This is a genomic window from Sphingomonas pruni NBRC 15498 (assembly GCF_001598455.1).
GTDB classification, from domain to species: domain Bacteria; phylum Pseudomonadota; class Alphaproteobacteria; order Sphingomonadales; family Sphingomonadaceae; genus Sphingomonas; species Sphingomonas pruni.
The window spans coordinates 1-16,864 of the sequence record NZ_BCYZ01000086.1 but is presented as its reverse complement, the minus strand read 5'-3'; the positions used below and the strand labels follow the sequence as shown (position 1 = coordinate 16,864).

Here is a 16,864-nt window from a genome sequence, read left to right as displayed (position 1 = left end):
GGGTCTTCTTTCTTTTTATCCGCCTGAAAGAAGAAGACCCTCACCCAACCCTCGCCCGCCTGCGGGAGAGGGCCAGCAAGCGGGTAGGGCGGATTTCGCCTATCCCCGCTTGACCGATCCGGCGAGGAGGTGTGCAAAAAGCGCATAAAGGGGTGCCCGATGGACGTCGAACTCGCCGAAGAACGCGTGCTGATCCTCGCCGACCGGTTCAACATGGACCATGCCGAGGGGCGCGCCTGGATCAAGCGGACCGATGCGTTCGGGACGATGGCCAAGATCACCGGATTCCTGTCGCGCCCCAAGGATGAAGACTATGAAGTGATCTATCGCGAGCGCCGCTTGCAGCCGTTCTTCCGCATCGGCTGCACCGCGACGATGACCTATGAACGGCACAAGGACTATAAGGTCGCGGTCGAGGCCAACGTCACCAACGTCGAGATCGATGGCAGGATGCACGTCGTCACTGGCGGCGCCTATACGCTGACCGGCACCGAGACCTGCCACGACGAGATCCATCGCGAGGTCTGTTACGACGCAATCAGCGGCAACCCCGACCCCGGCGCGGTGCAATATCTCCAGCATGAGGCCAAGGTGATCGACGCCGAGGGGCTGGCCAAGGTGGCGGCGGATGGCGCCGTGGTCGTGCCACCCACGGCCAAGGCATCGATGTTGGTGCGCGACGTGCTGGCGAGCTCGATCGAGCGGATCGAGGCGGACAAGGTGATCGAGGAGAAGCTCTCGCTCCATCACATCGACCTTTATTACCGACCGGTCTACGCCTTTCGCTATCGCTGGCAGGGCAAGGAAGCGGTGGTCGAGTTCGACGGCGTCACCGGCGAGACGCGGACCGGCGGCAGCACTTTCGAACAATTCCTGGGGCACAAGATCGACGCGGAATTCCTGATCAATGCCGGGGTCGAGGCGGCCGGCATCTTCATTCCCGGCGCGCGGCTGGCCGAAATCGTCATCTCGAAAAGCCTGAAGGCGAAGGACAAGCAGAAATAGTGCGCCGCAGGCTGCGCCGGATCGCGATCGGGCTGCTGATCGCGGTGGCGCTGATCTATGTCGCCGTCGTTGGCCTGCTCTATACGTTTCAGCGGCGACTGATCTACCCCGGCTGGTCTTTCGGCACCGCGGCGGTCAACCCCGATCGCAGCGGTTATCGCGATGTCGCGGTGACGACCTCGGACGGGTTGCGCGGGCGGCTCCTCTATCATCCGGCCCAGTCCGGCAAGCCAGTGATCCTGTTCTTTCATGGCAATGGCGACTCGGTGCTGGGCAGCATCGTCGCGGTGCGGCAACTGGTCGCGGCCGGCTATGGTGCGGTGCTGCCAGAATTTCGCGGCTTCAACGGCGCGCCCGGTATTCCCGACGAGCAAGGCCTCTATCGCGACGCGCGCGCGGCGCGCGCCTGGATGACGGCGAACGGAATCGGGCCCGACCACACCGTCGTCATCGGCTATTCCCTGGGCACCGGCGTCGCAGCACAGATGGCGATTGAGCAACCGCCGCGCGCGCTGATCCTGGTCCCGCCTTACGTTAATATCGCCCAGGTCGCCGCGACACGCTTCTGGTGGATTCCGGCCGACCTGCTGGTCAGCGAGCGGTTCGACACCGCGGCCAAGATAGGCCGCATCGCCTGCCCGATCCTGCTGATCCATGGCGCTGCCGATACGACCATTCCTCCGGAGAACAGCGCCCTCTTGAAGACGCTGCACCCAAATGCCGATCGCGTGGTCTTTCCGCGCACGGGGCATGAGGCGGTGTTCAGGCAGCCTGCGCAGGCACTGATCGCGCGCTGGCTCGTCGCCCACAGTCTTTGAACTCTGGCCGCGCGCGGCACGCTCCCTTATTGGAGCGCGCCATGACTCACGCCACGCTCTCGTCCGCCGCGCGCCATGCCGAGCTCCATGCCGCCGAGGAATTGGCCTTGCAGCTATTGGATCGGGTCGAGGCGCTGGGTTTGATCGCGGCCGGCCGGACCGAACGCGAGGTCGAGCACGACATCTATACCCTGGCGCGTGACGAATTCGGGGTCGAGAAGCATTGGCACAAGCGGATCGTTCATGCCGGGGTCAATGGCCTCGCCACCGCGCGGGAGAACCCGCCGGTGCTGACGATTGCCCAGGACGATCTGGTGTTTCTCGATCTCGGGCCTGTGTTCGACGAATGGGAAGCCGATGTCGGCCGCTCCTATGTCGTCGGCAACGACCCCGACAAGATCCGTCTGGTCGCCGACCTTCCCGCGCAGTTCGACCAAGTCAAAGCGCACTTCGACGCGAATCCCGACATTACCGGCGCCGAGCTCTACGCCTTCGCTTGTGAAAGCGCGGCGGCAGCGGGCTGGCGGTTCGGTGGCGTCATCGCGGGTCACATAGTCGGCGAATTCCCGCATGCGCATCTGCCCGGCGACAAGGATTTCTACCGCATCAATCCGGAGAACACGACCCGGCTCCGCGACCCCGATCCCAACGGCAACGAGCGGTTCTGGATCCTGGAAATCCATCTAGTCGATCCCGCGGGTCGGTATGGCGGTTTTTATGAGCGCCTGATGTCCTGAACCGGCTTGTCCGGCTTGCTTTTGCTGCCATAAGGCGGGGCATGAAAGGCACTACCCTTCGCACCCTGCGCCAATGGCACCATTATATCGGTGTATTCCTGGCCCCCGCGGTCCTGTTCTTCGCGTTCAGCGGATTGATCCAGGTGCTGGGGTGGCAGGACCAGCGCAACCCGCCGCCGGCTGCCTGGGTCTCGACGATCGCCGGTATTCACAAGCATCAGATGCTGCCCAAGCCGCGCCCGGCCGAACCGGCACGCAAGCCCGCCACTGCCCGGTCAGCGGGGGACGACGATCACGATCATGGCGGCCTTGCGCCGCTCAAGATCTTTGCGTTGCTGGTCGCCATCGGCCTGTTCACGACCACGCTGATCGGCCTGACGATCGCGCTTGGCACGCGCAACCTGCGCCGCCCGGCGTTGATCGCGCTGGGGCTCGGCATTGTGGTTCCGGTCGCCCTTTTGATCGTGTGACGTGGCGCTCGACCGCCAACCGCACCTGATCGGCGACCTGGTAGAGCTTCGCCCCGCCACCGCCGAGGATTTCGACGCGCTGTTCGCAGTCGCCGGCGATCCGCTGATCTGGGAAGTTCATCCAGCGCATGACCGCTGGCAGGAATCGGTATTTCGCCGCTTCTTCGCCGACGGCCTCGCCTCAGGCGGCATGCTGGTGGCGATCGACCGCGCGAGCGGGGCGGTGATCGGCAGTTCGCGTTACGATTTCGGGCGCGCCGAGCCGGATGAAGTGGAGATCGGCTGGACCTTCCTCGCACGGTCGCATTGGGGCGGGCGCTATAACGGCGAGATGAAGCGGTTGATGCTCGATCATGCCTTTACCGGCGTGTCGCGCGTGATGTTCATGATCGGCGAGACCAATATTCGCTCGCGGCGCGCGATAGAAAAGGTCGGTGGCAAGCTGACCGATCGCCGCCATCACGCCGAAATGGCGGGGCAGCCGGTGGTCCACGTAATCTATACGATCGATCGGAGCGGGTCGGCCGGATAGCCTTTGGCTTTGGCCGCAAACGCCGGGATGTGGCGGCCTGCGTGGGCGCCTACATAGACTGCATGACGAGCGAAACCTCCATCGATATCGACGCCGCCTGGGCGGCCTTCGACGCCCGCGATCGCGCGCAGGACGGGCGCTTCGTCGTCGCGGTCAGGACGACGGGCATCTATTGCAAGCCGAGCTGCCCGGCGCGCCATCCGCGGCGCGAGAATGTCGAATTCCATCGCGACGCTGCCAGTGCGCGCGCCGCCGGATTCCGTGCCTGTCTGCGCTGCAAGCCGGACGAGGTCGGCCGCGATCGTGTCGCGGTGGCCAACGCCATCTCGTTGCTCGAGGCAGCCGAGGACGCCATTTCGCTCGAGGAGCTGGCGGCGGAGGTCGGTTACGCGCCGCATCATTTCCATCGCCTGTTCAAGCGCGCGACCGGCGTGACGCCGGCGGCCTATTTCCGCGGCCTACGCGCTACTCGTGTCGCGCAGGCGCTGAAGGACGAATCGTCCGTCACCAACGCGATCTACGAAGCTGGCTATTCGGCGCCGAGCCGCTTCTACGAAGGTGGCGCCAAAAGGCTGGGCATGACGCCGAGCGCCTGGCGACAGGGCGGGGCAGGGGTGACGATCCGCTGGACGATCGCGGTCACCAGCCTGGGCAAATTGCTGATCGCCGCCACCGACAAGGGATTGTGCCGCGTTTCCTTCGACGAGGATGCGCTCGACCTTGCTAGACATTTTCCCAAGGCGGAGATCGTTGCCGGCGGTGCCGCGCTGGCCGATCTTGCCGCGCGCGTGGTCGCCAAGGTCGAATCGCCGGATCGCGACCAGGACCTGCCGCTCGACGTCCAGGGTACCGCGTTCCAGGAGGCGGTGTGGCAAGCGCTACGCGACATCCCTGCGGGAGAGACGCGGTCCTATGCCGAGCTCGCCGCCATCGCCGGTAATCCGAAAGCGGTGCGCGCCGCTGGCAGCGCGTGCGGCGCGAACCATATCGCGGTGGTGATCCCCTGCCACCGTGTTCAGCGCAGCGACGGGACGATGGGCGGCTATGCCTATGGCGTCGAGCGCAAGGCTGTTCTGCTCGATCGTGAAGGAGTGAAGTAATGGCGTATGTCATCCGCGGGCTCGACCCGACCCCGTTCAAGCCGCTCTACGGCCTGAGCAACGGCGAGCTTGCCGCCTTCGGCGCGGTGCGCCGCCGTGCCGACGAGAAGCCGGGCTTTCCCTGCCGCGTGACGCTGGAGGACGCCGAGCCGGGCGAGGATCTGATCCTGATCAACTACCAGCATCTGCCGGTCGATAGTCCGTATCGGGCGGCCTACGCAATCTTCGTGCGCGAGGGCGCCGAACAGGCCGCGGAATATCGCGATAGCGTTCCGGAACAACTTTCGCGCCGCCTGCTCGCGCTGCGGGCGTTCGATGCCCAGGGCATGCTGCTCAAGGGCGACGTGCTGGACGGCGGCGACCTGGCCGGGGCGATCGAGCCATGGCTGGAAGATCCGAACGTTGCGTACCTCCAGGCGTATAATGCTCGCCCGGGCTGCTTCGCGGCGCGGATCGATCGGGCCTGAATACCATCGTCATCCCCGCGCAAGCGGGGACCCATCTCCAAGATTATCCAGCATCGAACCGGTGGGTTTGCGGCGCGCGTCGGAGGTGGGTCCCCGCGTTCGCGGGGATGACGGTTGTAAGGCCGGCGCTTTAAGATGCCGGCCGCTTCGCCCCCGGCCGCGCTACCGCATACATTGCCCAGGCATTGTCCTTCATCAGCGCCATCTTGTCGCCGCCGCGCTCGTACAGGTCGAAATGCGTCTTGTCGGGCAGATAGGTGAAGCTCGCCTTGATCCCCGCCCTGGCCATCGCCGCATCGAGCAGATGCGCCGCACCGTCGAGATAGAAAGTATCCGCGGTCCCGACGGTGAGGTGAATCTTGCCGTCTAGGTCGGGTTTCAGCGCGGCGGCGTCCCGGGTGACGATATGGGCGACGTCATAATTGTCGTGCCAATAGGCGACGACGGCGGGATCGACCTTGCCGGTCGCGCGGTCGAACACCGGTACCGGCCGGCCGTCGGCGCCGCGCGGGCTGAACACCCATTCGAACGAGGCGATCTGGCCGCCATAGGGGCCAAGTACTGCCTCGGCGCGGGCGAATTGCTCCATCGTCGCGATCAATTTGCCGTGATCGCGGACCAGCGGAATCGGTTCGCCCTTGGCGTCGCGGTAGAAGTTCGCGCCCGGTGCGTAGAGGTCGATATTGGTGAAGTTGTGGAAATCGCTCGGATCGGGCGAGGTTGGCCAGCTGCCGCCGAACAGCTTCGGATAGCGAACCTGGAGCCACAGCGTCGACCAGCCGCCCGAACTGTGCCCGGTCAGGAAACGCCCGCTTGGCCTGGCGTCCATCGCATATTGGCGTTCGAGCGCGGGGATCAGCTCCTCGGTCAGCGCCTTGCCCCAGGGTCCGTTATTGACCGAATCGGCGAATTCGTTGGTGCCGGTCGCGCCGCTATGATCGAGGAACACCCAGATCATCGGCGGCAGCGAACGATCCGCCATCATCGCCGAGATGCGCGCCCCTTGCATCCGCTCCGACGCGAGTGTCCCACCGAAGCCGCTGTCCGAATAGACGGTGGGGAATTTGGTCTTGCCGTCATAGCCGGGAGGCAGCGCGATCCAGCCGCGGATCGATGTCGGCGTGCCCCGGAACGCGGTCAGGGCGGTGCTCTGGAAATCAACCGGCTTGAGCTGGGATAACGCGGCCTCGACCTTCGGCCGCTCGCTGGCCGGCAGGCGTCCGAGCATGGCGTCGGGATTACTGGCCGGCACGACGCTATCGAGCGCGATCGTCGGCAGCTTGCCGGGCAGAGTGACTTCGACGACCTTCGAGACCAGGTCGCCGGCATCGCGACCGCCATAATTGTAATTGTGGTTGCGATCGAGCACGGCCTGGACGCGATAGGTGCCGGGCGGCAGGCTCGACAGCGGCGCGGGAAAGGCGTCGGTCTCGCCGTCGATCTGCGCGATTCTATCGGGCCCGAGGTCGCTCACTTCGCGCGCCGCGATCGACGCGCCGGTGGGCTCGAACGGAGAGAAATCGACCGCGTCCGCCGGCTTGGAATCGGGCTTGGCCTTTTCGGCGAAGACGATCAGCCGACCGGAGAAATGATCGCCCAACGCGGGCGCGACAGTCACCGGGACGATCACCGGAGACGCCGGCGCATCCGCGGCCCCGATCAATGCCAGACAGGCGAGCAGTCCAAGTCGTTTCATCTTTATCCCTCCCGTTCGACTCGTCGGATCATTTGCGGGCAGCGCACCGCCGTCAACCCAAAGCGATCTGCTTTGCTTGAATAATACACCGCGCACGTTACCCTTTGCCGTAAAGGGAGACAGGTATGGATCAGACGAAGCAGCCGACGTGGCGGCATCCGGGGTTACTGCTGCTTTATTCGATCGGCGCTACGATGCTGGCGATCGCATTATCGGCTGGGCTCAGCCACATCGCCCCACCGCACAAGAATGGCGTATGGGCGATCCTATTCGCCTGCCTGGTCGCTGCGACCTTCGTCGCGGTCTATGTCGCTTTCTGCCGTTTCATCGAAAGGCGCCCGCCGAGCGAGTTTTCGCTGGCCTCGGCAGGTGTCGAGCTGCCGGCCGGCATCCTCACGGGGGTGGTGATCTTTTCTCTCATCGTCGGCGTGATCGCCGTATTCGGCGGTTACCGCGTCATCGGCTATCGCGACGCCGGCGTTCTGGTGCCTGCACTCGCCGTGGCGATCCTGTCGGGTTTCACTGAAGAGATATTCTTCCGCGGCTTCTTCTTCCGTCTGACCGAGAAATGGCTCGGCAGCTGGGCCGCACTTGCCCTGTCGGCGGCCTTGTTCGGTGCACTCCACCTCGGCAATCCCAATGCCACGCTGCTGGCGGGCGTCGCGATCATGCTCGAGGCGGGAATCATGCTTGCGGCGATCTACATGATCACGCGGCGGCTATGGGCAGCGATCGGATTGCACGCGGCGTGGAACTTCACGCAGGGTGGCATCTACGGAATTCCGGTCTCGGGCGGGGAGATGGACGGCATCCTGAGGCCCGACATCCGCGGGTCCGACCTGTTGACCGGCGGCGCGTTCGGTGCCGAGGCTTCCCTTCCAGCCATCATCGTCGCGACCACGTTTGGACTGGCGGTGCTGTACCTCGCCTGGCGGCGTGGCGAGTTCGTCCCCCCGTCCTGGGTCCGTCGCCGTCAGGGTGTGGGAGAACAGCTGTAGACTAGCTTCTCGCTATAGGTGGTCGGCAACGCCGCACGGATCGACTGCTGTTGCACCATCAGAGCGTTGCGCGCGCCGGTATCGGTGCTGCACTGCTTAAGGGGGCTTTGCGCGCGTAGCTTGCGCGCGGCATCCATCTGCGCCGCGCTCAGGAAATAGCGATAGGCCGTATAGGTGCGCGTATCGGGGTCGAATTGCAGTACCGACACGGTCTGCTCGTTGCTGGGGACCAGCACGCGAGTCCATTTGCCGTTATCGTCGGCATATTGCGTCTTGCCGTTCATGCACCCGTCCTGACCCCAGTCGAGATTGACGTCGTCGGTCGCCGATACGGTCACCCGGCTGCGGTCGGGCTGGAACTTGCATACCATCTTGCCCACGGCGCGCGCCGCCGCTGGCGATGAGGTCGTCGGAGTCGCGACCGGAACCGCGAAGCCCGGCGGCAGCATCGGCTCCTCGCTCGGCCGCAACAGGAACACGATGACCGACCCGACGATCAAGACGCCGCCGGCCGACCCGGCCCAGATCGCCTCGCGCTGGCGTCCACGCGAATAGAGCAGTCCGCCACCACCGACGGTTAGTGCGCCGAGGACGAGCAGCAAGGCGGAAATCGCCATGACATTCTCGCTCGCCCGCTGCGCGCTCAGCCGCGCGGCCTCGATCGCCTGTTGACGGCTGGCCTGCTCGCGCGCGGTGGCGTCGCGTCGCGATGCGTCGGCCGCCTCGCGTGCCGCATTGTCGGCGGCCTGGTCGGCGCTCAGCCGGGCTTCCAGGCTCATGCAGGGAATGTCCACGGCGTTGAACGCCTGCCGGTTCGCTCGCAGGAAGCCGGCAAGTTCGCTCTCCGCGATCGCGAAGGCGAAATTGGCATCGCCATCCTCGCCGCGAGTGATGGCCGAATTGACCCCCATCACGCGCCCGCAGCGGTCGAGCAGCGGCCCGCCCGAATTGCCGCGCGAAATGCTGGCGGTATGCAGCAGGACGTTGATGCCTTCGATGTTGCGGCTGGCCGACAGCGATCCTTCGGAGCGCACCGGCGCCAGCGGCTTGATATAGTCCGCCGCCGATTGCGCGGTCGCCAGGTCGACATTGCCCGGATAGCCGAGCGAGACCAGCCCCATGCTATCGTCGGGGGCGCCCGTATACAGCGTTGCAACGGGCAGCGCGCCGCCGGTGAACTCGATCAAAGCCAGGTCGCGCTTGGTATCGATCGCGACCACGCGGCCCTGATAGGATTTCGACCCCTCGGACGGCACTACGCCGATCACGACATTGTCGGGGTATTTCTGTGCGAGTTCGACGACGTGGGCGTTGGTGACGATCCGATTGGGACCCACCGCGAATCCGGAGCCGTGGCCGAAACCGACCACTTCCTGATCGACGATCGCGATCGTCACGACGCGCACGACGCTCCGCGACGCCGCCGCGATATCGTCGGCGTGCGCGGGTACGATTTGCAAGCCCGCCGCTACTAACAAGAGCGCCAGTGCGATCTGCCGCAATATGTTCATTGGTTCAGTCCACGCCATCACAGCCGCCATGACAGAAAGCGGACGCGAGTTACAGTGCGCGCCGATCAATCGATGATCGACCTGCGGCAGGATGCAGCGGATCCTAGGCCTTTTTCTTGTCCTCGGCTTTCTTCTCTGTCGGCTCGAAGGCTTTGAGAGCGGCCGTCTTGTCGCCGGCGTCCAGCGCCTTGAGCACCTTCTGCGCGATTTCGGCCGGTCCGCTCTCCTCGATATTGTAGGCGACCGGATAGAGCGCGATTCGCGCCGCCTTTTCCTGGTCGCGACCGATCAGCACGCTGGCCGCGCGCAGCCGTAGCAAGGGATCGTATGGCGCGAGCGCATAGGCGTAGAGCAATCCGTTGGCGGCATTGGCGGTTGGCTTCTCCTTTTGCTCAACGAAGCTGTCGTAGAATTGCACGAGCGGTTCGGGATTCTCGGTGTCGACCTTGTTCGCGGCGAGATACCAGCGCCGCGCCGTGGCCCAGCGGTTGCTATCACTGATCTTGTCACGGACGAGCACCGCTTGTTGCGCCATCCCTTTGTACAGCAGGGCGTGGACCGATTTGGGATCCGCGGCCAGCGCGCGGTCTGCCGCTGCTTCGGAGGCGGCATAGTTCTTGGCGTCGAATTCGGCCTCGGCTAGTTCGTTCTGCGCGGCGGGATCGCCGGGGAAAGGCGCCGCCAGGCGTTCCGCTAGCGCAGCGACCGTCGGGGCGGTCTTATCGTCGACGCCGCGTTCGGAGGCGATTAGCGCCGGCATGACTGCCGCCTCGCCCGGAGTCAGCGGACGTACGGCGATCGTTCCGGTGTGCAGCTCAGACCCGCTTATCTCGTTGAATGGCATTGCCTTGCGGCTGCCCCACGCGTTCATCTTGCCGTCGAGCTCGCTGAGTTTGCCGAACGCCTCGCCAGCTTCCTGTGCGGACTTTCCGGAGTTGATTGCAATAATATAGGCGGCGAGTTGCTTGCGGCGATCGGCATCGAAGGTCAGATAATGCATCAGCAGCCAGCCGCGTGAGTAGAGCGCGTCACGACTGTCGTCATCGAGCTTGCCGGGGTACGGTTCGAGCAGCTTGGCGGCGGGCAGCAGCATCGGGCTCGCTACGGTCCACTGTCGGTAGCGCGGCACGGCGCCGAATTGCACGCTGCCGTCGGACTTGATGATCGCGGTGGCGTGGAGCTCGGCATATCCTTCGGTGAACCATGGTGGGAACGCCGCGTCCGACATGTTCGTCAGCATGAAGTGATGCGTATATTCGTGGAACAGGATCGCCTGCGCGGATAATCCATAGTCGCCTTCATTCCCCGCATTGCGGGGAGTGAAGGCGACCGACCCGCTCGCGCGCGGATCATAAAAGCCGGCGACGTTCGAAGTACTTCCTCTGCCGTAGATTTTCTGGATTTCGCCGATATCGCTTAGGACAAAAATGGTGACTCGCGCCGACGGGCCGCGCTTGTCCTCGGGCATGCGATGCCAGTAGCGAATCGCCTGATCGAATCGTTCGAGGCGTTCGGTATAGGCCTTCACCCGTTCGGGACTGTCGTTGGCGTAGACGACAAAGTGTTTCGAGCTTGCCTGATACCAGGCGGCGCTGGCAACATCCGGCGACGCCACCGCAAGCAGCGATGCCAACAACCACAGCTTTCGAATCATTCCATCCCCCGAAGAATGCGTCCCTTTTACTGGGAAAAATTCTAGAGGCGCCCTTCAGACAAAGCTATAGGGATCAACGTCCACTATGACGCGGACCTTGGACGGCCAATCGAGCCCGCCGAGCCAGGCGCGGATCACGTCTTGGACGTCGAGACCGCGCCGCGCATGGATCAGCAGGCGATAGCGATGGCGTCCGCGCAGCATCGCCAGCGGGGCGGGCGCTGGGCCGTAGACGTCCATTCCTTCGACCCGCGGCGCGGTGCGCCCGACCAGCTTGGCGATGTCATGAGCCGCCGACTGATCCTCCGAGCTGACGACGATCGCGGCGTAGCGGCCGAATGGCGGCGCGCCAGCCTCGCGCCGCGCTTCGGTCTCGGCGGCGGTGAAGGCGTCGGCGTCGCCCGACACCAGGGCTTCCATCACCGGCGCTTTGGGGTCGTGGGTCTGAATAAAGACGTGGCCGCGTTTCTCCCCGCGCCCGGCGCGCCCGGCGACCTGCATGATCTGCTGGAACGTGCGCTCGGCCGCGCGCAGATCGCCGCCGCCCAGCCCGAGATCGGCGTCGATCACCCCGACCAGGGTCAAATTGGGGAAATGATAGCCCTTGGTGACCAGCTGCGTACCGATCACTATGTCGATCTCGCCCGCTTCCATCCGGTTGACGAACTCGGCTGCCTTGGCCGGAGACCAGATCGTGTCGCTGGTGACGATCGCGGCGCGCGCCTCTGGCCACAAGGCCGCTACTTCGTCGGCGATGCGCTCGACGCCGGGGCCGCAGGCAATCAGCGAATCCTCCTCCTTGCATTCGGGGCATGCGTGCGGGGTCGGCATGACATGGCCGCAATGATGGCAGCTCAGCCGCCGGACCAGCCGGTGCTCCACCATCCAGGCAGTACAATTGGGGCATTGGAAGCGGTGTCCACACGCCCGACACAAAGTCAGCGGCGCATAGCCGCGGCGATTGAGGAACATCAGCGCCTGTTCGCCGCGCGCCAAGGTCTCGTCGATCGCGTTGACCAATTTGGGAGCGATCCAGCGGCCGCGCTCCGGCGGATCCTGCAACAGGTCGATCGCCTCGATATCGGGCATTTCGGCGGCGCCATAACGGCCCGGCAGCTTCACCTCGGCATAATTGCCGATCTCGACCTGCTGGCGCGTCTCGATCGCCGGGGTGGCGGTGGCGAGCACGACCGGAATGTGCTCGAACTTGCCGCGCATCACCGCGACGTCGCGCGCATGGTAATGCACGCCTTCTTCCTGCTTGAAGCTGGTCTCGTGCGCCTCGTCGACGACGATCAGGCCGAGATTGGAATAGGGTAGGAACAATGCCGACCGCGCCCCGACCGTGACCAGCGCCTGTCCGGTCGCGATCGCTCGCCAGGCGCGTCGCCGCTGCGACTGGCGCAGCCCGGAATGCCACGCCACCGGTTCGCAGCCGAAGCGCGCAGTGAAGCGCTGGAGGAACGGTTCGGTCAGCGCGATTTCGGGTAGCAGGACCAAGGTCTGGCGCCCGGCGCGGATCGCGGCGGCGATCGCCTCGAAATAGACCTCGGTCTTGCCCGATCCGGTGACGCCGTCCAGCAGGGTGGGCTTGAACGCGCGCGCGGCGACGTCGCCGGTCAGCGCGTCGGCGGCGCGCTGCTGCTCCTCGGATAGAAGCGGGACGTCGTGATCGGGATCGGGTAGCGGGAAGGGGCTGTCGATATCGACCTCGACTGCCTCGATCGCGCCCACCTTGACTAGGCCACGGATCACGCCGTCGGATACATCGGCGATCGTCGCCAGCTCGCGGACGAGACCCTGGCGGTCGCCGATCCTCTCCAGCGCCTGGGCGCGCTGCGGCGTCAGGCGTTCGGGGACATGCCCGGTCGGGCGATATTCGGTGACCGTGCGCGCGCCTTCGAGCGCTGAGGAGGAGGGCAACGCCATCCGCGCCACCGAGACTGGGGAAGCGAGATAATAATCCGCCGTCCATTCGATCAGCCGCCGCATCGCATCGGTCAGCGGCGGCACCGGCAGCACGTCGATCAGGTTGCGCAGGCGATTGTCGCCAACCTCCGCGTCGGATGGCATGCGCTCGGGTTCCCACACGACGCCGAGCAGCTGGCGCGGACCTAGAGGCGCGACCACGAGCGATCCCGGCTCGACCGTCATGCCGTGCGGCACGCGATAGTCGAGAGGGCCGAGCGCGGAGTTCATGACGAGGACGCGAGCGCGGGACATTACGGGCTCATATGGCGATTCCCGCGCGCCGGCGAAACCTCGCGCATGCTGGTTTCGTCCGCCCTGTTCCGGTTCGTCCCGGCCAGCTAGAATGCGGTCGTGACCCCGCAGGAACAACTCGACGGCTTCATCGACAAATTCACGCCCGAAATCGCGGCGACGATCCGGCGCGCGGTGGTGATGGTGTCGGCACGGCTGCCCGGTGCGACCATCCTGGTCTATGACAATTACAACGCGCTCGCGATCGGGTTCGGAGCCAGCGACAAGGTGCGCTCGATCATCTGCTCGGTCGCCGGCTATCCGCGCTGGGTCAGCCTGTTCCTGTCCAACGGCCCGACCTTGCCCGATCCCAAGGGATTGCTGGAGGGCGGCGGCAATACCGTGCGCCACGTCAAGCTGATCGGAAACCGTATCGACAACCCAGCCGTCGCCGCGTTGATCGACGCCGCCGCGGCCAGCCTCGAACAGCCAATCGATCCGGCGGGCGAGGGACGGCTGGTGATCAAATCGGTTTCGGCAAAGCAACGGGCGCGGCGGCCATGACGGCCCTGCCGCTCGAGTTCGGTCAGCATCTGGCGCGCGACCGGCGACGCTCGGCGCACACCGTGCGCGCTTACGAAGCGACGGCGGTTCGCCTCGTCCAGTTCCTTGGCGAACATTGGGGCGAGGAGATTGATCGCGCGGCGCTCGGCCGGGTGACGGCGGCCGATCTCCGCGCCTATCTCGCGCGGCGGCGAGGGCAAGGTCTGGGCAATGCCTCGGCCGCGCGCGAACTGTCGGCGATCAAGACCTTCCTCAAATGGGCGGCGGGCGACGACGCCCCACCGCGGATGCGCGGACCGCGCGTCAAGAAAGGCGTGCCGCGTCCGGTCTCGCCCGCCGACGCGATCGCGCTGGCGGAGGAAGTCGCCGAAGACGCCGTCGAACCCTGGATCGCCGCGCGCGACTGGGCGGTGCTGCTCCTTCTCTATGGTGCGGGGCTGCGCATCGGCGAGGCGGTCGGGCTGACTGGCGCTATATTGCCGTTGGGTGAGGCGATGGCGGTCACGGGCAAGCGCGACAAGACGCGGATCGTGCCGTTGCTGCCGCAAGTTCGCGATGCGATCGACGCTTATGTCGCGGCGTCACCCTGGCCGTTGGTGCGCGGCGAGCCGCTGTTTCGCGGCGCGAAGGGCGGACCGTTATCGGCCGGCGTGGTCAGGAAATCGGTCCAGGCGGCACGGATCAGGCTCGGACTGGCCGACCGCACGACGCCCCACGCGCTGCGGCACAGTTTCGCGACGCATTTGCTCGGGCGGGGGGCGGACCTTCGCCAGCTTCAGGAACTGCTCGGCCATGCCAGCCTGAGCTCGACCCAGATCTACACCGCGGTCGACGCCGCGCATCTGCTCGACGTGTACAGGAACGCGCATCCGCGGGCGTGACAGACTCCCCTCCCATGTATGGGAGGGGAACAGTTCAGGCCCGCGGCTTCCACGTCACGACGCGCCACGCATACCACGCCGCGATCGCCGCGCAGATCGCGATCGCTGCCGGGCCGGTCCACTCCTCCGCCTCGCGGAAGTTCGCGCCGAGATACCAGCCCGCCCCGGTCAGGAAAGCGTTCCAGATTGTCGTTCCAGCCAGTGTCCAGACGATGAACTTCCAGCGCGGCATGTTTGAGATGCCGGCCGGCAGCGATACGATCGACCGGCCGAACGGGGCGAAGCGCAGCGCGAACACCAGCCATTGGCCGTGGCGGAAGAAGAAATTGTCGATCCGCTCGACGTCCGACCAGCAGACCGTCAGCCAGCGCCCGTTGCGGTCGACGAACGGCTTGAGGCGCTGCAGCGGCACATTGCGGCCGATCCAGTACCAGAAATAATTGCCCAGGGTGGACCCCAGCGTGCCGGCGATCATCACCCCGACGAAGGTCAGCTTGCCATGCGCGACCGCGATCCCGGCGAAGCCCATGATGACTTCGGACGGGATCGGCGGAATGATGTTCTCCAGCGCCATCCACAGGAAGATCGCCGCATAGCCCCATTGTTCGAGGCCATCGAGGAACCACTCGGTCACTTATTCCCCTCCCGCTCGCGGGAGGAGTTAGCCGAGGGCTTGTCGAAAAGGTCGGTGAGGTAAACAGGCCCTCCCCCGACCCCTCCCGTAAACGGGAGGGGAGAGTTAGCCATTCTTCCCCACCTTCTTCTCGATCGCGTCCCAGATCATCGCCGACACGTCGACGCCGTCGAATCGTTCGATCGCGACGATCCCGGTCGGGGAAGTGACGTTGATCTCGGTCAGCCATTCGCCACCGATCACGTCAATCCCGACGAACAGCAGCCCGCGCTTCTTGAGTTCAGGGCCTAACGCCGCGCAGATCTCACGTTCCTTCGCGGTCAGTTCGGTCTTCGACGCCGACCCGCCGACCGCCAGATTGGAGCGAAATTCGCCTTCGCCGGGGAGGCGGTTGATCGCACCCGCAATCTCGCCGTCGACCAGCACGATGCGCTTGTCGCCGCTCGCCACGCCGGGCAGGAATGCCTGGAGCATGTGCGGCTCGCGCCAGGTCATGTTGAACACCTCGATCAGCGCCGACAAATTGGTGCCTTCGCGATCCACCTTGAACACCGCCTTGCCGCCATTGCCGTGAATCGGCTTGACGACGATCTCGCCATGTTCTTGCAGGAATTTGCGTGCTTCCTCCAGGCTGCGCGTGACGAGCGTCGGCGGCATGAAGCGCGCGAAGTCGAGCACGAACACCTTTTCCGGCGCGTTGCGGACATTGGCGGGATCGTTGACCACCAGGGTCTTGTCCGCAATCCGCTCGAGCAGGTGCGTCGCGGTAATATAGCCCAGGTCGAACGGCGGATCCTGGCGCATCAGCACGACATCGGCGTCGTCGCCCAAATCCAGGTTCACCGGCTCGCTAAAGCTGAAATGCTTGCCGCTGACACGCTCGACGGTGACCGGGTGCGCCTTCGCCCAGACGTGCCCGTCGCGATAATTGAGCGCGTCCGCGGTGTAATGGTAGAGCCGATGCCCGCGCGCTTGGGCGGTCAGCATCAGCGCGAAGCTGGAATCGCCGGCGATGTTGATCGATTCCATGGGATCCATCTGGACGGCAACGGTCAACGGCATGCGATTCTCTCTCTTTTGCCCGTCACCCCAGCGAAAGCTGGGGTCTCATGCGGCCTGAGATGCCAGCTTTCGCCGGTATAACGGATGGGCGTCTATGCGTATTAGTCGGCTATGTCACCCGATCCACGCATTCTCGATATGGCGAGGACGGGCGCCCGGCGCCAGCAGGATAACGTCGACGCGGATATCGTCGCCCGGCCCGGCATAACGCGCCATCAGCACTTCGGCCGCTGCCGCTACCCGAGTGAGCCGCCGTTCGTCGATCGCGAAATCCAGTTCGGCGGACGTCGCGCGCATCTTCACTTCGACGAAGGCGATGAGGTTGCCCTTGCGCGCGACGAGGTCGACTTCGCCCGCCGGAGTGCGGACGCGCTTGTCGAGAATGCGCCAGCCCTTGAGCCTCAGCCACCACGCCGCGATCCGCTCACCGCGGCGACCCGATGCTTCCGCAGTGCGGCGATCCCTCTTAAAGCCTCTCCCCTTCAGGGGAGGGGTTGGGGGTGGGGTTGGGTTTCCGGTGCTCAGCCAAGCCT

General features: G+C 65.2%; 17 protein-coding genes. 10 read left to right on the top strand and 7 right to left on the bottom strand.

Translation table 11 applies throughout. The annotated features are described in order from the left end of the window. Positions 1-159 precede the first annotated feature (159 nt). The 7 genes from SPR01S_RS21885 (at position 160) to SPR01S_RS18525 (ending at position 5,129) form a co-directional block, all read left to right on the top strand. A complete protein-coding gene (locus SPR01S_RS21885; protein ID WP_169803468.1) occupies positions 160-1,005 on the top strand; it encodes a hypothetical protein in 846 nt (281 codons plus the stop codon). Then, the gene (locus SPR01S_RS18550) at positions 1,005-1,823 is read left to right on the top strand and encodes an alpha/beta hydrolase (RefSeq protein WP_066592348.1); all 819 of its coding nucleotides are present in this window, start codon (positions 1,005-1,007) and stop codon (positions 1,821-1,823) included. The genes SPR01S_RS21885 and SPR01S_RS18550 overlap by 1 nt, the downstream gene beginning before the upstream one ends. Positions 1,824-1,864: 41 nt before the next feature. Then, entirely contained in the window at positions 1,865-2,560 is a 696-nt protein-coding gene (locus tag SPR01S_RS18545) for a M24 family metallopeptidase (RefSeq protein ID WP_066592342.1), read from the top strand. Positions 2,561-2,601: 41 nt separating this feature from the next. Next, positions 2,602-3,030: a hypothetical protein gene (locus SPR01S_RS18540; RefSeq protein ID WP_066592340.1), complete on the top strand. Its 429-nt coding sequence runs from the start codon at positions 2,602-2,604 to the stop codon at positions 3,028-3,030. Between the two features lies 1 nt (position 3,031). Then, on the top strand, positions 3,032-3,562 hold the full coding sequence (locus SPR01S_RS18535; protein WP_066592336.1) for a GNAT family N-acetyltransferase: 531 nt from the start codon (positions 3,032-3,034) through the stop codon (positions 3,560-3,562). A gap of 62 nt (positions 3,563-3,624) precedes the next feature. Further along, positions 3,625-4,662: a bifunctional DNA-binding transcriptional regulator/O6-methylguanine-DNA methyltransferase Ada gene (gene ada / locus SPR01S_RS18530; protein WP_066592333.1), complete on the top strand. Its 1,038-nt coding sequence runs from the start codon at positions 3,625-3,627 to the stop codon at positions 4,660-4,662. Then, complete coding sequence (locus SPR01S_RS18525; protein WP_066592330.1) at positions 4,662-5,129, top strand: DUF1203 domain-containing protein; 468 nt, start codon at positions 4,662-4,664, stop codon at positions 5,127-5,129. The genes ada and SPR01S_RS18525 overlap by 1 nt, the downstream gene beginning before the upstream one ends. A gap of 130 nt (positions 5,130-5,259) precedes the next feature. On the opposite strand, the gene SPR01S_RS18520 is transcribed toward SPR01S_RS18525, so the two are convergent. Further along, complete coding sequence (locus tag SPR01S_RS18520) at positions 5,260-6,825, bottom strand: alpha/beta hydrolase (protein ID WP_066592327.1); 1,566 nt, start codon at positions 6,823-6,825, stop codon at positions 5,260-5,262. Positions 6,826-6,950: 125 nt separating this feature from the next. Here SPR01S_RS18520 and SPR01S_RS18515 point away from each other — a divergent pair, with 125 nt between their 5' ends. Further along, positions 6,951-7,823, top strand: coding sequence for a CPBP family intramembrane glutamic endopeptidase (locus SPR01S_RS18515; RefSeq protein ID WP_066592324.1), 873 nt, complete (start codon positions 6,951-6,953; stop codon positions 7,821-7,823). On the opposite strand, the gene SPR01S_RS18510 is transcribed toward SPR01S_RS18515, so the two are convergent. The 3 genes from SPR01S_RS18510 to SPR01S_RS18500 form a co-directional block, all read right to left on the bottom strand. Continuing rightward, positions 7,799-9,334 carry a S1C family serine protease gene (locus SPR01S_RS18510; protein ID WP_174531909.1) on the bottom strand — a complete coding sequence of 512 codons (1,536 nt, stop codon included), beginning with the start codon at positions 9,332-9,334 and terminating at the stop codon, positions 7,799-7,801. The two genes, SPR01S_RS18515 and SPR01S_RS18510, sit on opposite strands and share 25 nt — an antisense overlap. 103 nt (positions 9,335-9,437) lie before the next feature. Continuing rightward, on the bottom strand, positions 9,438-10,988 hold the full coding sequence (locus tag SPR01S_RS18505; RefSeq protein WP_066592322.1) for a tetratricopeptide repeat protein: 1,551 nt from the start codon (positions 10,986-10,988) through the stop codon (positions 9,438-9,440). Between the two features lie 54 nt (positions 10,989-11,042). After that, positions 11,043-13,211, bottom strand: coding sequence for a primosomal protein N' (locus SPR01S_RS18500; protein ID WP_066592318.1), 2,169 nt, complete (start codon positions 13,209-13,211; stop codon positions 11,043-11,045). A 99-nt stretch (positions 13,212-13,310) separates the two neighbouring features. Between SPR01S_RS18500 and SPR01S_RS18495 the strand changes: the two genes are divergently transcribed. Together SPR01S_RS18495 and SPR01S_RS18490 are read left to right on the top strand one after the other, a co-directional pair. Further along, positions 13,311-13,754, top strand: coding sequence for a hypothetical protein (locus SPR01S_RS18495; RefSeq protein WP_066592317.1), 444 nt, complete (start codon positions 13,311-13,313; stop codon positions 13,752-13,754). After that, entirely contained in the window at positions 13,751-14,635 is an 885-nt protein-coding gene (locus SPR01S_RS18490) for a tyrosine recombinase XerC (protein WP_066592316.1), read from the top strand. The genes SPR01S_RS18495 and SPR01S_RS18490 overlap by 4 nt, the downstream gene beginning before the upstream one ends. A 34-nt stretch (positions 14,636-14,669) precedes the next feature. Here SPR01S_RS18490 and SPR01S_RS18485 read toward each other — a convergent pair whose 3' ends face one another. The 3 genes from SPR01S_RS18485 to SPR01S_RS18475 form a co-directional block, all read right to left on the bottom strand. Continuing rightward, complete coding sequence (locus SPR01S_RS18485) at positions 14,670-15,269, bottom strand: DedA family protein (protein WP_066592313.1); 600 nt, start codon at positions 15,267-15,269, stop codon at positions 14,670-14,672. Positions 15,270-15,374: 105 nt separating this feature from the next. After that, complete coding sequence (gene gshB, locus SPR01S_RS18480; protein ID WP_066592312.1) at positions 15,375-16,331, bottom strand: glutathione synthase; 957 nt, start codon at positions 16,329-16,331, stop codon at positions 15,375-15,377. A 114-nt stretch (positions 16,332-16,445) separates the two neighbouring features. After that, positions 16,446-16,817, bottom strand: coding sequence for a YraN family protein (locus SPR01S_RS18475; protein WP_066592351.1), 372 nt, complete (start codon positions 16,815-16,817; stop codon positions 16,446-16,448). Between the last annotated feature and the right edge of the window lie 47 nt (positions 16,818-16,864).